Annotated in this window: 15 protein-coding genes and 1 other RNA gene; 4 read left to right on the forward strand and 12 right to left on the reverse strand. The window is 55.4% G+C overall.

Annotated elements, in window-relative coordinates; all coding sequences use genetic code 11:
- Positions 1-194: 194 nt before the first annotated feature.
- The 4 genes from BBPC_RS06350 to BBPC_RS06365 all read left to right on the forward strand — a co-directional run bounded on the left by BBPC_RS06350 (position 195) and on the right by BBPC_RS06365 (position 4,654).
- On the forward strand, positions 195-1,397 hold the full coding sequence (locus BBPC_RS06350) for an ROK family protein (RefSeq protein ID WP_004220606.1): 1,203 nt from the start codon (positions 195-197) through the stop codon (positions 1,395-1,397).
- Between the two features lie 27 nt (positions 1,398-1,424).
- The gene (locus BBPC_RS06355) at positions 1,425-2,324 is read left to right on the forward strand and encodes a carbohydrate kinase family protein (RefSeq protein WP_004220608.1); all 900 of its coding nucleotides are present in this window, start codon (positions 1,425-1,427) and stop codon (positions 2,322-2,324) included.
- 376 nt (positions 2,325-2,700) lie between these two features.
- Positions 2,701-3,097, forward strand: a transfer-messenger RNA (tmRNA) gene (ssrA, locus tag BBPC_RS09440).
- 300 nt (positions 3,098-3,397) lie between these two features.
- The gene (locus BBPC_RS06365; protein WP_004220611.1) at positions 3,398-4,654 is read left to right on the forward strand and encodes an AGE family epimerase/isomerase; all 1,257 of its coding nucleotides are present in this window, start codon (positions 3,398-3,400) and stop codon (positions 4,652-4,654) included.
- 154 nt (positions 4,655-4,808) lie between these two features.
- On the opposite strand, the gene BBPC_RS06370 is transcribed toward BBPC_RS06365, so the two are convergent.
- The 12 genes from BBPC_RS06370 to mraZ form a co-directional block, all read right to left on the reverse strand.
- Positions 4,809-5,903, reverse strand: a complete 1,095-nt coding sequence (locus tag BBPC_RS06370; RefSeq protein WP_193345778.1) for a cell division protein FtsQ/DivIB — start codon at positions 5,901-5,903, stop codon at positions 4,809-4,811.
- Positions 5,903-7,468 carry a UDP-N-acetylmuramate--L-alanine ligase gene (murC, locus tag BBPC_RS06375; RefSeq protein WP_004220617.1) on the reverse strand — a complete coding sequence of 522 codons (1,566 nt, stop codon included), beginning with the start codon at positions 7,466-7,468 and terminating at the stop codon, positions 5,903-5,905. Before murC ends, BBPC_RS06370 begins: the two co-directional genes overlap by 1 nt.
- 132 nt (positions 7,469-7,600) lie before the next feature.
- Positions 7,601-8,776 carry an undecaprenyldiphospho-muramoylpentapeptide beta-N-acetylglucosaminyltransferase gene (gene murG / locus BBPC_RS06380; protein ID WP_033524071.1) on the reverse strand — a complete coding sequence of 392 codons (1,176 nt, stop codon included), beginning with the start codon at positions 8,774-8,776 and terminating at the stop codon, positions 7,601-7,603.
- 130 nt (positions 8,777-8,906) lie between these two features.
- Positions 8,907-10,148, reverse strand: coding sequence for a peptidoglycan glycosyltransferase FtsW (locus BBPC_RS06385; RefSeq protein WP_004220622.1), 1,242 nt, complete (start codon positions 10,146-10,148; stop codon positions 8,907-8,909).
- The gene (gene murD, locus BBPC_RS06390; protein WP_193345779.1) at positions 10,129-11,568 is read right to left on the reverse strand and encodes a UDP-N-acetylmuramoyl-L-alanine--D-glutamate ligase; all 1,440 of its coding nucleotides are present in this window, start codon (positions 11,566-11,568) and stop codon (positions 10,129-10,131) included. Before murD ends, BBPC_RS06385 begins: the two co-directional genes overlap by 20 nt.
- Before the next feature lie 95 nt (positions 11,569-11,663).
- Positions 11,664-12,761: a phospho-N-acetylmuramoyl-pentapeptide-transferase gene (gene mraY, locus BBPC_RS06395; RefSeq protein WP_004220624.1), complete on the reverse strand. Its 1,098-nt coding sequence runs from the start codon at positions 12,759-12,761 to the stop codon at positions 11,664-11,666.
- Positions 12,762-12,834: 73 nt separating this feature from the next.
- Positions 12,835-14,310, reverse strand: coding sequence for a UDP-N-acetylmuramoyl-tripeptide--D-alanyl-D-alanine ligase (locus tag BBPC_RS06400; protein WP_004220625.1), 1,476 nt, complete (start codon positions 14,308-14,310; stop codon positions 12,835-12,837).
- Between the two features lie 105 nt (positions 14,311-14,415).
- Positions 14,416-15,294 (reverse strand): hypothetical protein, encoded by an 879-nt coding sequence (locus tag BBPC_RS06405; protein WP_004220626.1) that lies wholly within the window; start codon positions 15,292-15,294, stop codon positions 14,416-14,418.
- Positions 15,295-15,327: 33 nt separating this feature from the next.
- Positions 15,328-17,073, reverse strand: coding sequence for a peptidoglycan D,D-transpeptidase FtsI family protein (locus BBPC_RS06410; protein ID WP_004220629.1), 1,746 nt, complete (start codon positions 17,071-17,073; stop codon positions 15,328-15,330).
- A gap of 53 nt (positions 17,074-17,126) precedes the next feature.
- Complete coding sequence (locus BBPC_RS06415) at positions 17,127-17,582, reverse strand: hypothetical protein (RefSeq protein ID WP_033524073.1); 456 nt, start codon at positions 17,580-17,582, stop codon at positions 17,127-17,129.
- 2 nt (positions 17,583-17,584) lie between these two features.
- Positions 17,585-18,616: a 16S rRNA (cytosine(1402)-N(4))-methyltransferase RsmH gene (gene rsmH, locus BBPC_RS06420; protein WP_004220633.1), complete on the reverse strand. Its 1,032-nt coding sequence runs from the start codon at positions 18,614-18,616 to the stop codon at positions 17,585-17,587.
- Complete coding sequence (gene mraZ / locus BBPC_RS06425; RefSeq protein WP_004220634.1) at positions 18,616-19,131, reverse strand: division/cell wall cluster transcriptional repressor MraZ; 516 nt, start codon at positions 19,129-19,131, stop codon at positions 18,616-18,618. Before mraZ ends, rsmH begins: the two co-directional genes overlap by 1 nt.
- Positions 19,132-19,162 lie beyond the last annotated feature (31 nt).

Consider the following 19,162-nt stretch of genomic DNA (forward strand, 5'->3'; position numbering starts at 1 on the left):
CTCAGCAATCACAACGGTTTTGCAGTTAATTTTTTTCCGAAAAGAGTGTGTCAAATAATGAGACAGCGAATCCCATATTGAGAATCGACGGTCCTCGTGACACGCCGAAAGACGGAACTTGCATCAACTAATTAACGGCGTTAATATATCAACTAGTTCAACGAAGGGTCCGTGCACTGGCGCAAGGAGGTGTCATGAGTAGTTACAGCGCTCAGCAATCATCGATTTCAGAAAACAATCGTTCCAGAATTCTGCAATACCTCTACCACAACGGCATCAGCTCACGTGCGCAAATCGCCAAAGCCATCGAACTCACACCCGCGGCCATTACGAAAATTACCGCAAAACTACTGTTCCGAGACGTTATCGAAGAAACCGGAGACATGGAAGGCGATAAGAATCGTCGTTCCATCGGCCTGAATCTCAATTGCGCGAAATACCATGTCGTCGGCGTGAAATTCGCACGAAGTCTGGTGCAGATCGCAGTGTTCGACCTGAAATGCAATCGTATTTCCCTCACCGACCTGCCCACCGTTGACGAGGAGCATATTCCCGAAACGGTAGAACAGATCCGGGCCACCGTACGACAGCTCATTGCGGACGATTCGAGCATCGTAGCCGTCGGCATGGCCGTTCCCGGTCCGTATCTGGTGGAGGAAGGTCGCACCGCGCTCGTCTCATCCATGCAGGGTTGGCGGCAGGTCAACTTCATCAAGGAGTTCAGCGAAGCGTTCAACGTACCCGTATTCGTTGAACAGGACGCACGCGCAGGCGCCTTGGCGCAGTTCCTGTTCAACCCGGAACTGTCCGAGGGATCGCTCGCCTACTATCTGCTTGGCGAGGGCATCGGCCTCGGCATCATCGACAATGGTTCGATCTATTACGGCGCGCACGGCACGGCCACCGAAATCGGACACATCTCCGTCGACGTCAACGGCAAACCCTGCGATTGCGGCAATGTCGGGTGCTTGGAACGCTACTGCTCGGCCAATGCGATCCACGAGCGACTCAACGAGCAGCCAAGCATTGTCCCAGGATGCGAAACCATGACCCACGCACAGGCATGCACCGCACTGTTCGCCAAGGTTTCCGCGGGAGACAAGGCAGCCACGGAACTGACTTCCGAAGTCGCACGATATATCGGTTATGGCGCGGTCAACATCATCAACGCCTTCAATCCGACGCATATCGTGTTGGGAGACATCATTTCCCAAGCAGGCCAACCCCTGCTCGACGAAGTCAAGAAAGTCGTTCGTGAGCGCACCATTCCCGAAGTCGGGAACGATACCGAAATCACTCTGTCCAGCCTTCCAACGGACGCCACCGTCACCGGCGCCGCAGCCGTGGCCATCACCAGTTTTCTAGAACATCCTTCGATGTTCTTTGACGTCGCATAGCACGCCACAACCAAAGAAAGGAACACCATGTCCAAGCCAATCGTCATCTCTCTCGGCGAAATCCTATGGGATATGCTCCCCACCGGCAAGCGCGCCGGCGGCGCGCCCGTCAATTTCGCATATCATGCGTCCCAGAATGGCGCGGAAAGCTTCGCCATCAGCGCGGTCGGCAACGACGAGCTGGGCAATGAGCTGCTTGCAGACGCCCACAAGGCCGGCATCAACACGCTGGTGCAGGTCAACGAATACCCGACCGGCACGGTTGATGTGGCTCTGACCAACGGCATTCCGGAATACACCATCGTCGAAAACGTGGCCTGGGATCACATCAAGCTCACCGACGAGCTCGTCGAAGCCGTGTCCAAGGCCGACGCCGTCTGCTTCGGCACCCTCGGCCTGCGCTCCCCCGAATCCCACGACACCATCGTCGAACTGCTCAAGCACACCAAGGAAAGCGCACTGAAGTTCTTCGACATCAACCTGCGCGCCAACTTCTACTCCAATGAGCTCATCGAAGAGCTGCTCGACTACGCGAACATCTTCAAGATCAACGACGAAGAGCTGATCATGATGCGCGACATGTTCTCCATTCCTAAGTGCAATGACGAAGAGGCATGTAAGTGGTTCATCGACCGCTTCAACCTCGAGTACATCATTCTGACCGGCGGCGCCACGTTCAGCACCATCACTGCCAAGAATGGCGAAGTCTCCACCCTGCTGACCCCGCATGTCGAGGTTGCAGATACCGTCGGTGCCGGCGATTCCTTCTCCGGATCCTTCACCGGCAAGCTGCTGACCGGCGCTCCGCTCAAGGAAGCCCATCGTGCCGCCGTGAACACCGCGGCCTACGTGTGCACCAAGGAAGGCGGCTGGCCGACCTACCCGGCGGAAGGCGTTCCTGATTATCTCGCCGAAGCCGGTAAATAATCCTAGTTTTCCCTTTCATCATCACCAACGAGGCCATGTCTGTTATCATGGCCTCGTTTTTCATCCTCATATTCAATCCGCAATTTGCGCAATCCCGATTGCCACGGCATACGCACCTCAACGAAGAAGATGCTCTGAACGAACCCTACACCACCATGAATGCCGTTTCGCAATCCGATATTCCACAGTCATCCTCCGATTTCATGCAGCGCATCACCGACCTGTATGGATTATTTCGATATTCAGGTCAGGCAGTAAGCCCATGTTTAGACTTCGCTCGCAGCGTAAGAAAAGCGGCATATAATTTGCGATTATTGACATTCCGTGATATCTTGAAAAGTCCGGTCTTGCATCGGGTGCTTGATAATTCAAGATTGGGGATGATCGGTTTCGACGGTGACCTGTTCGTCGCAGGGAAGCGTGCCGAGAACGTAGGGTCCACTCGTGGATGCCCCCTACAAAAGAATAAGTGCTAAATCTAACCGCACTGAGTTCGCTCTCGCTGCCTGAGCTTCGCGCCAGGATTAACCAGTGAGCAGCCGCTCCGTTCACTCCTTCTCGTCTTTGGGAGGATGTTGAGCGTCGTTAAGAAGACTTGCTTTGTCGGCTGAGCCACAGGGCCGGCAAGGGACTTTTACTGTAGATATGCTCGCCATCAGTTGTCTGCGATATCGATGGGGGCAGAAAAACCGCCGCACGGCCAGCAGACTACGCACGTAGAAGACTGAGGGTTCGGTTATCGGACCGGGGTTCAATTCCCCGCATCTCCACGTATTGAAAGCCGCCAGAAATGGCGGCTTTTCTTTTATTTCCAACGGTTTTCAAAGATCCTTGAGTTTACTGTAAACCACCCCCACCATACCGGATATTCAAAAAATATTGACGCAATATTGTCGAAAGCCCCCTTCTTGTCTTGCTTGATCTCACATACCCAGCCCCATTACAAATCGCATATAATCCCAGCTTCAAATTCCGCGTGTCGACTTGCATTAACCGCTTAAGTGATTAACATAGTTAATACTTCAACGTAGTTATCACGTCACAGCAGACGATGTCAAGGAAGGACTTGATCGATGACCTGCACTTACCCTCCCGAAGCCTACGTATTCAGCTCCGAAGAAAACCATAGCCTGCTCAATGCGGAAACCAACGAGCTCCTGCACTTCGGCCACAACTTCCCCGCCCCGCAGGGTGGCTCCTATTGGCTGGACGACACCGGCAATCCAGATCTGACCCAAAGCATCCACACGTGGATCACCTGCCGTATGGCACATGTGTATTCCTTGGGATTCCTGTATGGCGAACCAGGTGCAGCCGAACTGGTCGACAAGGCCATCGCCGGTCTGCGTGGTCCGCTGCATGACGATGAGAACGGCGGATGGTATCCGTCCATTTCCGCAGACGGCTCCACACATGAAGCAGGCAAGGTCTGTTACGCTCACGCTTTCGTGATTCTTGCCGCCACTTCCGCCAAGCTCATCGGCCGTCCGGGCGCTGACGAGCTGCTCGAAGAGGCTCTGGCAACTTACGACAAGCATTTCTGGGATGATGAGATCGGCTTAGCCGTCGATACTTGGAACACGGAATTCACCGAGCTTGACTCCTACCGTGGCATCAACGCCAACATGCACACCACCGAAGCGTTCCTCGCCGTCGCCGATGTTACCGACAACGAGGAATACCGCGAGCGTGCGGGCCGTATCATCGACCATGTGGTCGGCTGGGCGTCCAACAACAGCTGGCGCATTCCAGAGCATTTCACCGCCGACTGGCAGCCGGACCTCGAATGCAACCACGACAAGCCGGATGACCAGTTCAAGCCGTACGGAGCAACCCCAGGCCATGGCATTGAATGGGCTCGTCTCATCACCCAGTATGCGCTGAGCTCCAAGCAGCGTTCCGAAAAAGGCAAGCAACAGCTTATCGAGGCAGCCGAAAACCTGTTCGCCCAAGCACTTTCCGACGCATGGAACGCCGAAGGTACCATTGGCTTGGCCTACACCACCGATTGGAACGGCAAGCCCGTCGTCACCGAGCGTATGCATTGGACCCTCGCCGAATCCGTGAACACCTCCGCCACGCTGGCCACCGTCACCGGCAAGCAGGTGTACAAGGACTGGTATGCGACCTTCTGGAAGTACATCGACGAATACCTGATCGACCACGAGAATGGTTCCTGGTTCCACCAGCTGAACAAGGACAACGAGGTCATCGGCACCGTCTGGCCAGGCAAGTCCGACCTATACCACGCCACGCAGTGCACGCTAATCCCACGTCTCGATCCGGCGGTTTCCGTCGCTCCGGCGCTGAAAGCCAATCCGAACGCCTGACGGCACGCAATAATAGAGCTCCCTTTTTTCTCTCTTCTTTTCTCTCCTCCTATTTGCGAAGAGCCCCGGTCACGGCAAAGCGACCGGGGTTCTTCGCATACCAAACCAGACTGCTCAACGTATGCAATTCCCCTAATTTCCCATGTCTTCACCACTATTTGATGATCGGGCGTAGAGGCGCGGACACGTCGACGTTGTGTTTGTCTCCGATCACATTTGGATCGTTGATGATCTTGTCGACAACGGCTTTCTTCAACTTAAGATCGGAAGAGTCACCCCATACAATCACACGGTCTCCCCCATTGATTTCCGTGGTGATGGAATCCTGGGTTTCAGCCGTCACCTTGGTAATGGAGTTACGCATAGATTCAGGAAGCGAGCTCAAAATCTTCAGTGCCTCTTTAATGGAGCGGTTGCTCAGACTCGTCTCGACATCCTTCACTTCGATGACGGGAATTCCATCCACGGAGGCGCCGCTGACGGAATTCAATATACGGCCCTTGCTATCGACCGCGGTCATGCTGTCTTCACCTGTTTTAAGCATCGCAGCCGGCTTCTGCGCTTTGATGGTCACTTCAAGGGAATTAGGAAGTTGCTTCTTGGATTGCGCGGTGGTGACTCCCGGTATTTCCTTGATTTTCTTCTCCACATCATTGTTCGATACCAGCAGAATCGATTTGCCGGCCTGCTGACCGGCAATATCCAATACTTGCGACTCGCTCACCCATTCGTTGGCTCCGACAACGGAAATATTGCCAGCTTCAAGACGAAACACCGATGAGAAGAAAAACAACCATATCAGCGCCACCACGACGGCCGCAACCGCGGCCGACACGAAAGCTCGCATCGCTACAACACGTGCATTCGCCTTACGTCGTTCTTTCAACCGCGCTTTGAAATCAACCACTTTCGGACGGGTGACCACCCCCAAAGTGCCAGTGGTTTCCTCCAGCGTCTTCGCAACGAAATCCTCACCCGCAAGATTGCGCGCATCCACGAAGTCACCTGACCGGGAGCGACTTGCCTTGTTCTTGCCTCCGTGCGCCATTTTGGCTTCCGCCTGCGCATGGCTCACTGAAGAAGACGAACGTCCCACTCCTCCAGCAATGGAACGACCATTCGGCTGAGACTGAGCCGGGGAGTCGAAATGTTTCCGGCTTTGAATGCTCCTGCCGCGCAACGCATGCTTTTCAGACGTCGTTTCAGAACCATCCGACCCCGTACCGGAGCTGACGACCCTTCGCGCCATCAGCCCTCACAATCCCAGCGATGAGCCTGCAGCGCGTGCAATATCACCTCGTCCATCTGCGTGATATCACCCGCGCCAACGGTGAAGATAACATCACCATGATGGGCGCGCATCACCATCATCTGCGCCGCGGTATGCATGTCTTCCACACCACGGATCCAATCCTCGGCAGGCGTATGGTCGAGCTTAAGAGCCTCATCCACAATGGTGGCCGGGCCGACCGTCGGATAATCCTCCTGCTTTTCACGTGCAGGGAAAATGCCAGTGACGATCACATCATCCGCCTTGGCCAGCGCCTCCGCGAATGCTTCCGCGAAGAACTTGGTGCGGGAGAACAAGTGCGGCTGGAAAATCACACGAATCGCCGATTGCGGATATTTACGGCGGGCAGCATCCAGCAAAGCCGAAATCTCAGTGGGATGATGCGCGTAATCGTCAACGACGGTCACCTGGCTGACGGTGCCGCGTACTTGGAAGCGACGGGCTGCGCCGAGGAACGACGTGGCCGCTTCAGCGGCCTTCTCAATGTCGACTCCCAGCAATGCTGCCGCGATAATCGCCGCAGAAGCATTGCGCGCATTGTGAATGCCTGGAACGGCGAGCGTCACGGGAACCATACGTTCCTGTTCGCCCAGCAGTCCCGCAGGCACATGCAAGGTGAAATGTTCGGCGCCGCTTTGCGCGCTTTCACTTTCCGATTCGATATGTACGAATGCCGCACCGTTCAGATCACCCAACGAAGCCGCATCCTGCGTCGCATACACGACCGTATGTGCTGCCGCAGACGCGTCAAGAGCGCGCAACACAGCCAGATTCCCTTCGTCGTCACCGCACATCACCACCGATTTGATGGCGTGCTGAACATGGTTCACGAAAGCCGCCCGATAGTTTTCCTGCGTTCCATAATGGTCAAGATGGTCAGCTTCGGAATTGGTGACAATCGCGATTTCCGGATGATATTTGGCAAAGCTTCCATCGGATTCGTCGGCTTCCGCCACAAGCACATCGCCTTGGCCTGCATGGCCTCCGTCAAGTATCACGCCATCCTTGCCTTGGATGGATCCGCCAATGGCATAACTTGGATCAGCCAGATTTCCCTCACCGGCATGGGTGAGAATATGGGCGAGCATGGAACTGGTTGTGGTTTTGCCATGGGCTCCCGCAACCGTTACCGCACGTTTCGTATTCATCAGCAACGAAAGAATGTCGCTGCGGTGCACGATGCGTTCGCCCGCCGCATGCGCTGCGACGATTTCCGGATTGTCAGGCTTGATGGCACTGGAAAAAACAATAGTTTGTTTGCCTTCGACGTTTTCCTCGCGCTGCCCGAATTCGACGGCAATGCCAAGCCCCTGCAAACGATCGGTTTTGGCGCTGGGCTCGCGATCCGAGCCATCCACCTCCACACCCTGCTCGTGCAGCATCTCGGCAAGTACGCTCATGCCCGCTCCTCCGATGCCGATGAAATGGGTGACCCCCAAATCGTTCACGCCTTCCTGCTGGCTGAATGACACATGGGTTGGATCAAGAATAATGGTACCGGCCTCACGCTGGTTGTCAGTCACGACTGCTCCTCTTGCATATTATGTTTAGCTTGTTCCATTATGGTCTCACCCATGGTCTCGTACTTGGTCGATCATGGGTGAGATTCGGAACGCGACTTCAAATGCGACGGACACACCTGCCGCCGCTACGGCTTACCTTTCGTCAATCATGGAAAGTACACGCTTGGCCATGACTTCGGCGGCATCTCGAATACCATATTTCCAAGCGTTATCGCCATACCTGGCAAGCGCATCCGAATCGGCTAGCAGATTCGGCACATGACGTTTGACCCATTCGGCAGTGAAGTCAGCGTCCGCCACCATCAGGCCACCTTCCGCATCGACGACCGGCTGAGCGTTGAAACGCTGCTCGCCGTTGCCGATCGGTAATGGAACATAAATCGCAGGAAGTCCCAAAGCAGTCAATTCCGAAACGGTGCCCGCTCCGGAACGGCAGATAATCAGATCGGCACAAGCGAACGCAAGGTCGATACGTTCCAAGTAAGGCGCGACTCGATAATCACCGTCGTTGGCATGCTCTGGTCCAAGCTCACCAAGCACCTGCTCTCCGGCACTCACCGACACCAACGAACGCACCTCATCGTCTTTGCCTTTTCCCGTCAGGTGAATCACCTGCGCATGTTCCAGCAATTCCTTGGCGGAAGCCGCCACCGCACGATTCACGTTCACAGCACCCAACGATCCTCCGGTCACCACCACCAGAGGACGGTTCGGATCGACTCCCAGCTGCGCTGCAGCCGTTTGCCTTGTGGCTGCACGGTCATGTTCCATACCTTCGGCTATTGCCGCAATTTCAGCACGCAACGGCAATCCCACACGTTCGGCTTCAACACCCTTGCGTGGTTTCAAACCGGTTTGCGCGTACGCGGTGCCGATCATGGACGCCCAGCGTGCACCCAGCTTGTTGGCCATGCCGGCACGGGCGTTCTGCTCATGCATCGCAATCGGAATGCCCATCTTGTGCGCAGCCGCATACACGGGAGCCGACGTGTATCCACCGAATCCGACGACCACCTGCGCCTCGTGGCGGGTGAGAATATCACGTACCTTGGCCGTTTCAGCCTTCCACTGCGCAGGAAACTTCAATGCCGCCATATTGGGTCTACGGGGGAAGGGCACCTTTTCAATGGTTTCCAGCTCGAAGCCCGCTTGCGGAACCAACTCGTGTTCCAGACCGACTGCAGTGCCCACCACCGCAATATCGGCATCCGGCTCAAGCTCGCGAATCACATGTGCCACGGCGAGCAGAGGATTGACATGACCTGCCGTGCCACCGCCGGCTAGAACGATATGCTTCTGATTGCTCATAATGTACGAGCTTAGCCCCACGGTATCCCGGCACACCATGCGCCATACCGATGCTTACAAGGATACTCACATTTCATCTACGTTTGATTGCCACCGCATGCGACAGCACCCCGCAGGCAACAGTGGCTTTTCAGACTCTCTGAATCTCCGCTTGGATCTGCGGCTGCTGTTTCATCATGCTGATGGTCACGCCCGCAGCGCCCAAACACAGAATCAACGACGAACCACCGGCCGACACGAAAGGCAAAGGCACACCCATAACAGGGAACAGCCCCACCACGACACCAATGTTCACAAACGCCTGGCCGACGATCCACACGGTAATATTGGCCAGCACCAAAGTGATATATCTGTCATGCGCTTGGATAGCCACCACCAGCATGCACCATCCAAGCACAAGGAACAGCAGAATCACCAACGAAGCGCCGACGAAACCCGTTTCCTCACCAATGATGGCGAAAATGAAATCGTTGTGCGCTTCCGGAAGATATCCCCATTTTTCTCCGGAATTGCCGATCCCAACGCCCAGCAAGCCTCCGGAAGCCATGGCGTATTTGCCATGCACCACCTGATAGCAGACACCCTCCATATCAGCTGCGGAACAAGTCTGATATGTAGCCATGACGCGGTTAAGTCGGTTCGGACTGCTGATAACAAGACCGCCGACCAAAGCCAGACCGCCACATGCCACAATAGCCAGCCATTTGCCAGGAAAATTTCCCAGCAACAACGCGGTTCCCGCAATCGCAAAGAGAATCATGGCCGTACCAAGATCCTTGCCGCCCATAACCAACAGCAATGCAAGACCAAGCCACGTAATCAACCTGCGATATGCATTGACCGGCCCCACCTTACTTACCCGCTTCTGCGCGCTAATCAGCTCCCGAGGCAGCCATACGCATAGCGCAAGCTTGACGACCTCAGCCGGCTGGAAGGTAAATCCAAAAAGACCAATCCAACCTTTATTACCCTGAGCATCAACACCTAACGGCGTAAATGTCAACGATTGCAAGAACAAGGCGACGAGCAGAAAAGCGAAACTGACCCTTCTGATAAGCTCCGCCGGAACCATCATGCAGGCCACGCCCACAATAAGTCCGAGAACGCAGAATGCGCCCTGCTTAATCGCTTGTGACCATGGAGATTGGTCATTGGCAATCATATACACCGAAGAGCTGGAAAACACCATGATCACACCGAAAATGGTGAGGATAACCACAGAGACCCTAAACCCGTGAAAACACCAAATCGGATTAAGCATGCTTCGCAGACCGACATAACCACGAAAATCGTCGACCCGTTCTTCAGCAGCAGCCTGCCTCTTCTGACGGGTACCGTCACTCTGCTTGGTTTTAGGCTTCTCCATGCTCATTCACCCAACGCTGAGCCTGCTGTGCGAACTGGTTTCCACGATCGGCATACGACTTGAACTGATCCATGGACGCACAGGCAGGCGCCATCAGCACCACATCGCCGGATTGGGCATATTCACCCGCAGCATCGACGGCCCGTTCCATAATGACGTCATTATTCGCCGGATCGATGATGGTCAACGGAATGTCGGGAGCACTTGCTGCGAACGCGTCCAAGATGGGCTGCTGATCTTTGCCAATGACGACCGCGGCTTTGATGGTGTGCGACTGTTCTGCCACCAACTGTTCGAAACGGCTGCCCTTGGCCAATCCGCCAGCGATCCACACCACGGATTTGTCTGCAAAACTATTGAGCGATGCCTTGGCTGCATGTGCATTGGTCGCCTTGGAATCATCCACGAAACGAATGCTGCCCCCATCTGGCGTGGTGGCGGTGGCGACAGTCTGAATGCGATGCCCGCCTGGCGTGAATTGTTCCAGAGATGCGATGGCTTTCTCTTTGTCTGCGCCAAGCCCCAGCACCAGCGCCAATGCGGTCAACGCATCAGCAAGCAAATGCGGGTACACCGTGCCATCAGGCTCAGTCAGATGCGTAAACTCAGACACCTTGGCGACCTGCTCTGGCATTCCAAGCTCGCCACCTGCGATGCCAGACATATCGACGATCCAACCGTCCTTCACGCCGATCTGACCATCTTGCGGCTCAGACAGAGTGAATCCGACCTTGCGGCAGCCTTCCGCCGTCTCGGCTGCGAACGCCAGCCTGGTCACACGCTCGTCATCGGCGTTATATACCAAAGCCTTCTTGACGCGGTGGAAGACCTTCGCCTTATCTGCCGCATAATTTTCAATGCCGCCATGCCAGTCAAGATGATCATCCGCGATATTGGTAATCGCAGCGCAATCCAAAGCCAGCGAATCGGTGAAATGCAACTGGAAGGAACTCAGCTCAACGCATAGCACATCATTTGCCGGATCGACCACGGCATGGGATACCGCCTTGCCGATGTTGCCGACAGCCGGTGCCGTCAGGTCACAAGCCGTCAGCATTTCCGAAGTCATTTCCGTAGTGGAGGTTTTGCCGTTGGTGCCGGTGATGCCGATCCATTGTGCTAGTTCGCCGGTGGAATCGCAATTCACTCGCAGCTGCCAAGCAAGCTCAACCTCGCTCATCACAGGAATGCCACGACGCTGCGCCTCAAGAATAAACGGAGTCCTCGGATTGAACACCGGCGAAGTCATAACCAAATCAACATGATCCCAGTCGATGCGATCAAAGGAGTGCAAATCAGCATCGGGCTTCTTTTCATCCACGCCAAGCACTTTTTCGGCGCGGGACCCCAACACTTCCATCATGCTTTGGCCAGAAACTCCAAGACCCGCCACAATCACGGTCTTACCGCTCATATCCATATCCATCATCCTTCGATTGTCGGCACCTCATATGCCTTGATATTCCTTACAGATCACAGTCATGTTGCAGCCGTTCACATATCAGCGGAACGCAACAGCCGTCACAGACCGGAACGGGAGACCCAATCGCCGTAGAAAATCACCAACGCAATTAACACGAACAGCAATTCAATCATCCAGAAGCGAATTACAACCTTGACTTCCGGCCACCCCTTCAATTCGAAGTGATGATGGATCGGAGCCATCTTGAACACACGCTTGCGAGTCATCTTGAAATAGCCGACCTGAATAACGTCGCTCATGGTTTCAATCACAAACAGGCCGCCAAGGATAATCGCCAGGAATTCCGTATGTGTGGCGATTGACATGGCCGCAAACAAGCCGCCAAGCGCCAGAGAACCGGTATCTCCCATGAAAATGGATGCTGGATTGGAGTTGTACCACAGGAATCCGAAGCACGCCATCGCCGCGCAGGCCGCGATGATGGTCAGATCAAGAGGATCGGACACCGCGTAGGCGAAGCCTTCATGTCCCAAACCCTTGAGGTGGTAGAACTCCCAAAAAGTGATCACCGCATATCCCATGAATGCGATCATCGAAGAACCAGCAGCCAATCCGTCAAGACCATCGGTCAGGTTGATGGCATTGGTCCATGCGGTCATCAGGAAGTTCACCCAGATCACGAACAACACGATGGCCACGGCTTTGCCTGCGAACTCGAAACTGAAAAACGGCTCTTCAATGAAGCTCATGCCGGCCTGCGCGCTGGGGAAGCCGGAATTCGTCGGCAGAATCAACGCCAGCACCGCATAGATGGTGGCGAGAACGAACTGGCCGATGAATTTGCCTTTGACCGTCAGGCCTTCGCTCTGCTTTTTGCGAACCTTCGCGAAATCGTCGATGAATCCCAGCATACCCATCGATAGCATGGCGAACAGCACCAGCAGCGCCGACCATGACGGCACCTCTCCCCTGGTGATGAAGCGATACAGTGCCGACGAGCCCCAACCCAACACAACCGCCAGATTGATGACCACGCCACCCAACGTAGGCGTGCCACGCTTGACCAGATGGGACTTCGGACCATCTTGGCGTATGTACTGCCCGTAATTAAGCTTGTGTACCAAACGAATCAGCAGCGGTGTTCCCACAATCGTTACGACCAGCGACACCACAATTCCGATGATGAGCGAAATCACCTGATGTTCTCCGTTTCAGTCAGACATTCTTCAGATAACGTCGATTATTCAAATCTTGCCAAATGCTTTTGTTCTATTGTGCAGCCAGGGCCTGCCAACGTTCGGCCAGAGCGCTCAAGCCGGAAGCGTGGGAACCTTTAAGCAGCACCACGGCACCTGGATGTTCGACGGCGAGTCGCGTCACAAGACTATCGGCCTCATCGATATCGTGAACCCAATCGACGTGAGAAGCGTCTCCCGCCGAGGATGCGCCGTCCGCCATGGCACCTGCCAGAGCGTCCAGGGAAGCATCGGATGCACTGCCAACCGTCAGCAGCGCATCAACCCCGCCTTCCAACGCATACCGGCCGATGCCAACATGCAAATCCTTTTCATCCGGACCGAGCTCAAGCATGGCGCCCAACACCGCAACACGGAATGGCTGGCTTTCGGAACCAGCCTTCCAACGCAGCAATCCGTCAAGACCGGCTTTCATGGAATCAGGATTGGCGTTGAATGAATCATCGATCAACGTGAATGACGTTTCCTGCTTGTTCACGATGGAAACAGCCATGCGATGGGGACTGATGGCCGTCACATCCGACAATGCGGATGCGACATCGCCAATCGACATGCCCAAACGCATCGCCACTGAAGCGGCGGCAAGCGCATTCATGACATTATGCTGACCGCAGATGCCCAAGGTGACTTCGGCATGCTCGCCATCACCATTGTCCAAAATGAAGCTCGGATGGTCCAATTCGTCGCAATGCACATGTTGCGCGCTGATTGCCGGCTTGCCGTCATTGTTCTGCGGAAGTCCGAACCACATCACGTCGCCCGGAGCGATGGCGCTCATCGCAGCCACATGCTCGTCATTCGCGTTCAGTACGGAAAGACCACCTGGAACAAGACCACGGATGATTTCCGATTTGGCTTGTGCGATGCGTTCCGGCGAGCCGAATTCCCCTAGATGCGCGACGCCGACTTTCAACACGACCGCAATATCCGGCGGCACCAGCGACGTCAAATTCGCGATTTCCCCAACATGATTGGCACCCATTTCCGCAACCAGAAAGCGAGTTTCCGCATGTACTTTGAGCGAAGTCAACGGCAGTCCGATTTCATTGTTGAACGATCCGACCGGCGCAATCGTCGGTCCTATGTGCGCCAGCAACGCCTTCATGAGATCCTTGGTAGTGGTTTTTCCGACGGAACCGGTGATGCCAATCACCGTAAACGGCGTTTCCAACGCACGCCGGCGTTCGATATTGTGCTTGGCCAACGCGCCCAAGGCAAGCACCGTATCTTCCACCACGATCTGAGGCACTCCGGCACCGTCGATCTCATGGTCGACTATTGCGGCAACAGCGCCCTGAGCGCCTACCTTCGACACATAATCGTGGCCATCCACGCGTTCTCCGGCAATCGCCACGAATACCGATCCTTCAACAATCTGTCGTGAATCAGTGAATGTGCTGGTGGCCACAGGCGTATCAATCGCCGCGGTGCCGGCAATCAGCCGTCCCTGAACCGCCTGGGCGATTTCCTCCAAGCTCATTGGCATCATGGTCGGGCTGCTCACTCTGATTTCTCCTCTGTGTTGATGTACTGCATATTGTTCACGTTGTTTACGATTATCACTATTCGACGTCCGCATCCGTTCCGATCGAGACTAGTTCAGATCTCGAGATACACGCAATGCGCTTTTAATATTGGCTTTACGTACGCCGGCCGCAAGCACCATGGCGATGGACAATGACAACGCGCTGCTGTCCGTCTGCCCGTATGCCTCCGTCGCTTGCGCTGCGAGCGCATCGGATTCCTGCGTACGACCTGCGATGTGGGTCTGCTTGCCGACAGTGCATCCAAACCGTGCGACCGACTTGACGATCTCAGCCTCGCTGAGACCCTTGTCGTCGCAGCCAAGCACATCAACATTCACCGACTGCAACGCATCGTCATTCAACGTTTCCTCGCTGAGCGCAAGGATCACAGCGGCGGCGCCGTCTTCGGCGCACACAGCCATCGTACGCTGCACGTCAAGAATCGACAATGGATAGTTCAGATCAAGGAATCGTTCCAACGATTGCGAATTGCCGGCACTAATCACGCCGACCGGATTGCCGAGCATGTGCAGGAAATCCGCGAGATCCCTCACACCCTGTTCCACCGTTTGCGTATTGCTGCCAGCCACGGCGAACACCGCCAGCGAATCGGATGGGCTGCCCGCCATCTCGCTGGCAAGCTTGCCCAACTGTTGCGCAGTCGGTTCGGCATAAATCAAAGGAATCTGAACGCCATCCGTTTTTCCTCGCAACGCATGCGGCACCACCGCACCATACGCACCAAGCGCTTGCACCTGCCGTAACTGTTGCTCATCCACCTGCATGGACGGCATGAACAACGCTCCCGGCCGCACCGAATCGATGTCGTCGGCAATGGACGTGACCGTCACTTCGGTAGCGAACGCGGGATCAAGGTCAAAGCCATATCTGCTGGCAAGCAGACCCAACGTCATTCGCCTATTCATGGATTCGCTGACCGCGCTCATCTTTCCGCCCCTCCGTTCTTCATGCTCACACACTCACCAAGTCACTGGAATAGCATCAGTTCGCGGACTTGACGCCGGCACTTCGTACTTCTGCATAAGGAATTCACCAATCTCCGCAGTGACCGGGCCTGCCGTCAGACCACCATAACCGCCTTGCGGATCTTTCAACACCACCGTAACGACGAAACGAGGATTATCCGCAGGAATAATCGCAGAATAATCGCTGATAATCGACGACAGACGTCCGTCCGCACCGGCAACTTCCGCGGTACCGGACTTTGCCGCGACACGGTAACCATCCACTTTGACGAACTGGGAATAGTGGTCGGACACGGATTCCATGGCATTCATCACCTGTGAGGCCACCTGCTCGTCAATCACGCGCGTCGCTTCGCCTTCAGGCTTCTGCTCTTCGGAATGCCCTTCGGCATCGCTGATCGCCTTGATGATGCGCTGCGGCTTTTTGACGCCCTTGTTGGCGATCACGGCAACCGCGTTCGTCAACTGGAGCGCATTGGTCGTATACGCCTGGCCGAACAGCACGGTGTTCTGGGTTCGCAGATCCCATTGATCGGCCGAATACAGCAGACCATCCGCTTCGCCGGGAAGACCAAGCCCATTGTCTTGTCCGATACCGAATTTGCTGATGAACTCATATCGCTGCTCGTTAGACATCTTCTCCGCGGCGATGATCATGCCGACATTCGACGATTGCTCGAGAATGCCTGCCAGCGTCCAATGCTCATCGCCGTGGGTCGTCGCATCGCTGTAGGTCTGCCCGTTCGTCGTAATGTGGTCCGGCACCGTGAATTTATCCGATGCCTGGTGCAATCCAAGCTGAATCATGCCTGACATGGTGAAAACCTTGCCGATGGAACCGGGTTCAAACGTTTCGCTGACGGCCCTGGAAACCGTCATTTTCGCCTGGTCGCTGCCGGCTTCGATTTCGTCGCTATCGGCGAGCGCGAGAATGTCCCCTGTTTGTGTGTCCTGCACCACGGCGACTCCCCACGGTGAACTATATTTCGTGCAGCTTTCCTTCAGCACTTTTTCGACGTACCACTGCACGTCATGGTCGATGGTCAGTGTGACATCGGAGCCGTTGACCGCGTCTTTTGATTCGGTCATGGTTCCGGGGATTTCGACGCCGTTGTTGCCTTGTTGGTAGACTTGGTACCCGTCTTCGCCTGTCAACGTCTTGTTTTCCATCTGTTCGATGCCCGCTACGCCTTTGCCTTCACCGTCGACACCTCCCAGCAGTGCGCCCATCAGGGTTCCGTTGGAATAGATGCGCTCGTTGCTGAGTTCCGCGTAGACGATACCGCCCAGATTGAGTTTGGAGATCTTGCGCTTAACGGCCGGCGTCACATCTTTTTTGAGTACCGCATATTGGCCTGTTCCCGAAAGCATGGCACCCAATTCGGTGGCGTCCATGTCCAGTACCGGAGCGAGGAGTCTAGCTACCGCCGCAGCTCCGGTAGCACCTACCGGCTTGCCATCGATCTGATGGCAGTTGTCTCCGGTCTGTTTGGTGCAGGTTGTGGGAGTGAAGGCCTGTGCTTCCTCGGGGTTGCCGATGATGGTGTAGCGCTCCACGCTTTGCGCGAGAATCGAGCCGTTCGTGTCCATGATTTTGCCGCGCCGTGCCTTCAAAGTCACGGTAATCGTGCGGTTTTGCGCCGCGGCCTGCGCCATGGTTTTGCCATTGATCAACTGGATGTTGGCCAATTGAATAAGGCAAGCCGTGCCCATCAACGCCAGAATGACGCCGATGGCCATGGTTTTCGTAAGCAGTTTCTTGTGGAAACGTGCGTAAGTGCGGTGAAAAGGATTCACTGAGCGTCGTCTCCGCTTGGCTGGTAGCCGTTCAGATCAATCGTTAGAGCGCCTTTTTGGGGCACCATGCCCATTTCCTCGGCCTTGCTCGGCAGCGAGGCTTCAAGTTCGTCAAGCTTGGCCTGGTCATCTTCCACGTCTTGGGTCAGGCGGGTAATGTTCGACTCAATCTGGTTCGCCTCGAAGGAATGCTGCACCATTTGGGTACGCAGCGTTAAGGATCCCAGAAGACATCCGCCGAGGAACACCACGGCGATAACCAGATGCAACAATGGAGTGCTTCTGGTGCGCGTCCATGTGATGAGATGTTCGAATCCTCGCTTGACGCTGTTGCCTTCGGCCCGCGTTCCTTTGACGACGTGCAATTCAGGGCGAGTGGTGCCAGCGGTTTCGGTTTGGTCCCGGCGTCCTGCGGGAGCCGCGTTTGATGCGATCGTTCTTGGTGCGGCCACGTTCAGCCCCTCCTTCCTTGTCGTTTCATGCTTGCGTAATCATTGCCTTGGTCGAATCGTTTTCGCCAGCGTTCAGGAATTGGTCTGGTCAGTTCCACTGCGCGCAGTCGCACAGAGGCCGACCTTGGATTCATGGCGATTTCTTCCTCGGCCGCTTTGATGGCGCCTCGCGTCAGTTCTTTGAAGAACGGCATCATATCCGGGGGTATTACCGGCATATCTGCGGGCACGTCAGCTTTCAGACCTTGATTCATAAATGTTTTGACGGTCTTGTCTTCCAGCGAATGGTACGACTCCACCACCAAACGTCCTCCCACCGCAAGATGGTTGGCGATCTGCGGTAGCGTCCCCGCCAATTTGTCGAGCTCGCCGTTGACTTCAATACGTAATGCCTGGAACACACGTTTCGCGGGATTTCCCGCAGGACGGTGCGCTTGCGGCACAACCTCATCCACCAATCGGTTGAGCTGCCCCGATGTGGTCAATGGTTCGATCTCACGCCTACGCACGATTTCGCGGGCTATCTGCTTGGAGAAGCGTTCCTCACCATATGTACGGAAAATGCGTACCAGATCAGCGAACGAATATTCAGCAAGTATCTGTTCGGCGGTCAATGGCTGGGTCACGTCCATACGCATGTCCAAAGGCGCATCGTGAGAATAGGAGAATCCCCGCTCCGTCTCGTCAATCTGCAAACTCGACAATCCCAAATCCATGAACACGGCGTTTACCTGGTCGATCCCCTGATCATCAAGCACTTGCGCGAAATCGTCGAATGCGGCGTGCACGGGTATGAAGCGGTCGGCAAGACCTTCCATCCGCATTCGCTGCGTGGCGAGCGAAAGCGCCTCCGTGTCTCGATCGATGCCGATCAGACGCGCTTGCGGACTCGCTTTGAGAAAAGCCGTGGAATGCCCCGCCAAACCAAGCGTGCAATCCACCGCAATCGACCCTGGCCTCGCCAACGCCGGGACCACCAGATCCACGCAGTCGCGCAGCAACACTGGCTGATGTATGGTCGTTACATCTGTCATCAGAATTCCACCGCCGGTAATACGTCATCGGCAATATCGGAATATCCCTGCTCCTGTTCGGCGAGATATTCCTCCCATGCCTGCTTGTTCCAAATCTCCGCTCGGGTCCCCACGCCAATCACCACGATGTCGCTTCCCAAATTCGCGTAATCGCGCAACATCTGCGGCACGAGCACACGTCCTTGCCTGTCTGGCTCCTGATCAACCGCGCCGGAAAGGAACACACGCAAATAATCACGTGCAGCCTTGTTTCCCATGGATGTGCGCTGGATCTGCAATGCGATCCGGCGAAATTCCGATTGGGGCAACAGATAGACACATCGCTCCTGACCACGGGCCATCACCATGCCCGGTCCCAGCTGGCTGCGAAATTTTGCAGGCAATGCCATACGTCCTTTGGCGTCGATTTTTGGAGTGTATGTTCCCAACAGCAGCGGAGGCAGTCCAGCCATCACACCGCTCGCTTGCGTCGAACCATCGTCGGAGAAGGGCTCGGTTTCAACGCTTTGAACCATCGCCACACCTCCTTACATGATGCGCGGGAAC

Source organism: Bifidobacterium pseudocatenulatum DSM 20438 = JCM 1200 = LMG 10505 (assembly GCF_001025215.1).
Lineage (GTDB): Bacteria > Actinomycetota > Actinomycetes > Actinomycetales > Bifidobacteriaceae > Bifidobacterium > Bifidobacterium pseudocatenulatum.

Coding starts and splice junctions, on each gene's coding strand:
- BBPC_RS06405 (WP_004220626.1), bottom strand. CDS start 15,294: ATGAGCGCGGTCAGCGAATCCATGAATAGGCGAATGACGTTGGGTCTG.
- rsmH (WP_004220633.1), bottom strand. CDS start 18,616: ATGACAGATGTAACGACCATACATCAGCCAGTGTTGCTGCGCGACTGC.
- BBPC_RS06385 (WP_004220622.1), bottom strand. CDS start 10,148: ATGAGCATGGAGAAGCCTAAAACCAAGCAGAGTGACGGTACCCGTCAG.
- murD (WP_193345779.1), bottom strand. CDS start 11,568: ATGGATATGGATATGAGCGGTAAGACCGTGATTGTGGCGGGTCTTGGA.
- BBPC_RS06410 (WP_004220629.1), bottom strand. CDS start 17,073: ATGGCCATCGGCGTCATTCTGGCGTTGATGGGCACGGCTTGCCTTATT.
- murG (WP_033524071.1), bottom strand. CDS start 8,776: ATGAGCAATCAGAAGCATATCGTTCTAGCCGGCGGTGGCACGGCAGGT.
- BBPC_RS06370 (WP_193345778.1), bottom strand. CDS start 5,903: ATGGCGCGAAGGGTCGTCAGCTCCGGTACGGGGTCGGATGGTTCTGAA.
- BBPC_RS06350 (WP_004220606.1), top strand. CDS start 195: ATGAGTAGTTACAGCGCTCAGCAATCATCGATTTCAGAAAACAATCGT.
- BBPC_RS06400 (WP_004220625.1), bottom strand. CDS start 14,310: ATGATGCCAATGAGCTTGGAGGAAATCGCCCAGGCGGTTCAGGGACGG.
- BBPC_RS06355 (WP_004220608.1), top strand. CDS start 1,425: ATGTCCAAGCCAATCGTCATCTCTCTCGGCGAAATCCTATGGGATATG.
- BBPC_RS06365 (WP_004220611.1), top strand. CDS start 3,398: ATGACCTGCACTTACCCTCCCGAAGCCTACGTATTCAGCTCCGAAGAA.
- mraZ (WP_004220634.1), bottom strand. CDS start 19,131: ATGGTTCAAAGCGTTGAAACCGAGCCCTTCTCCGACGATGGTTCGACG.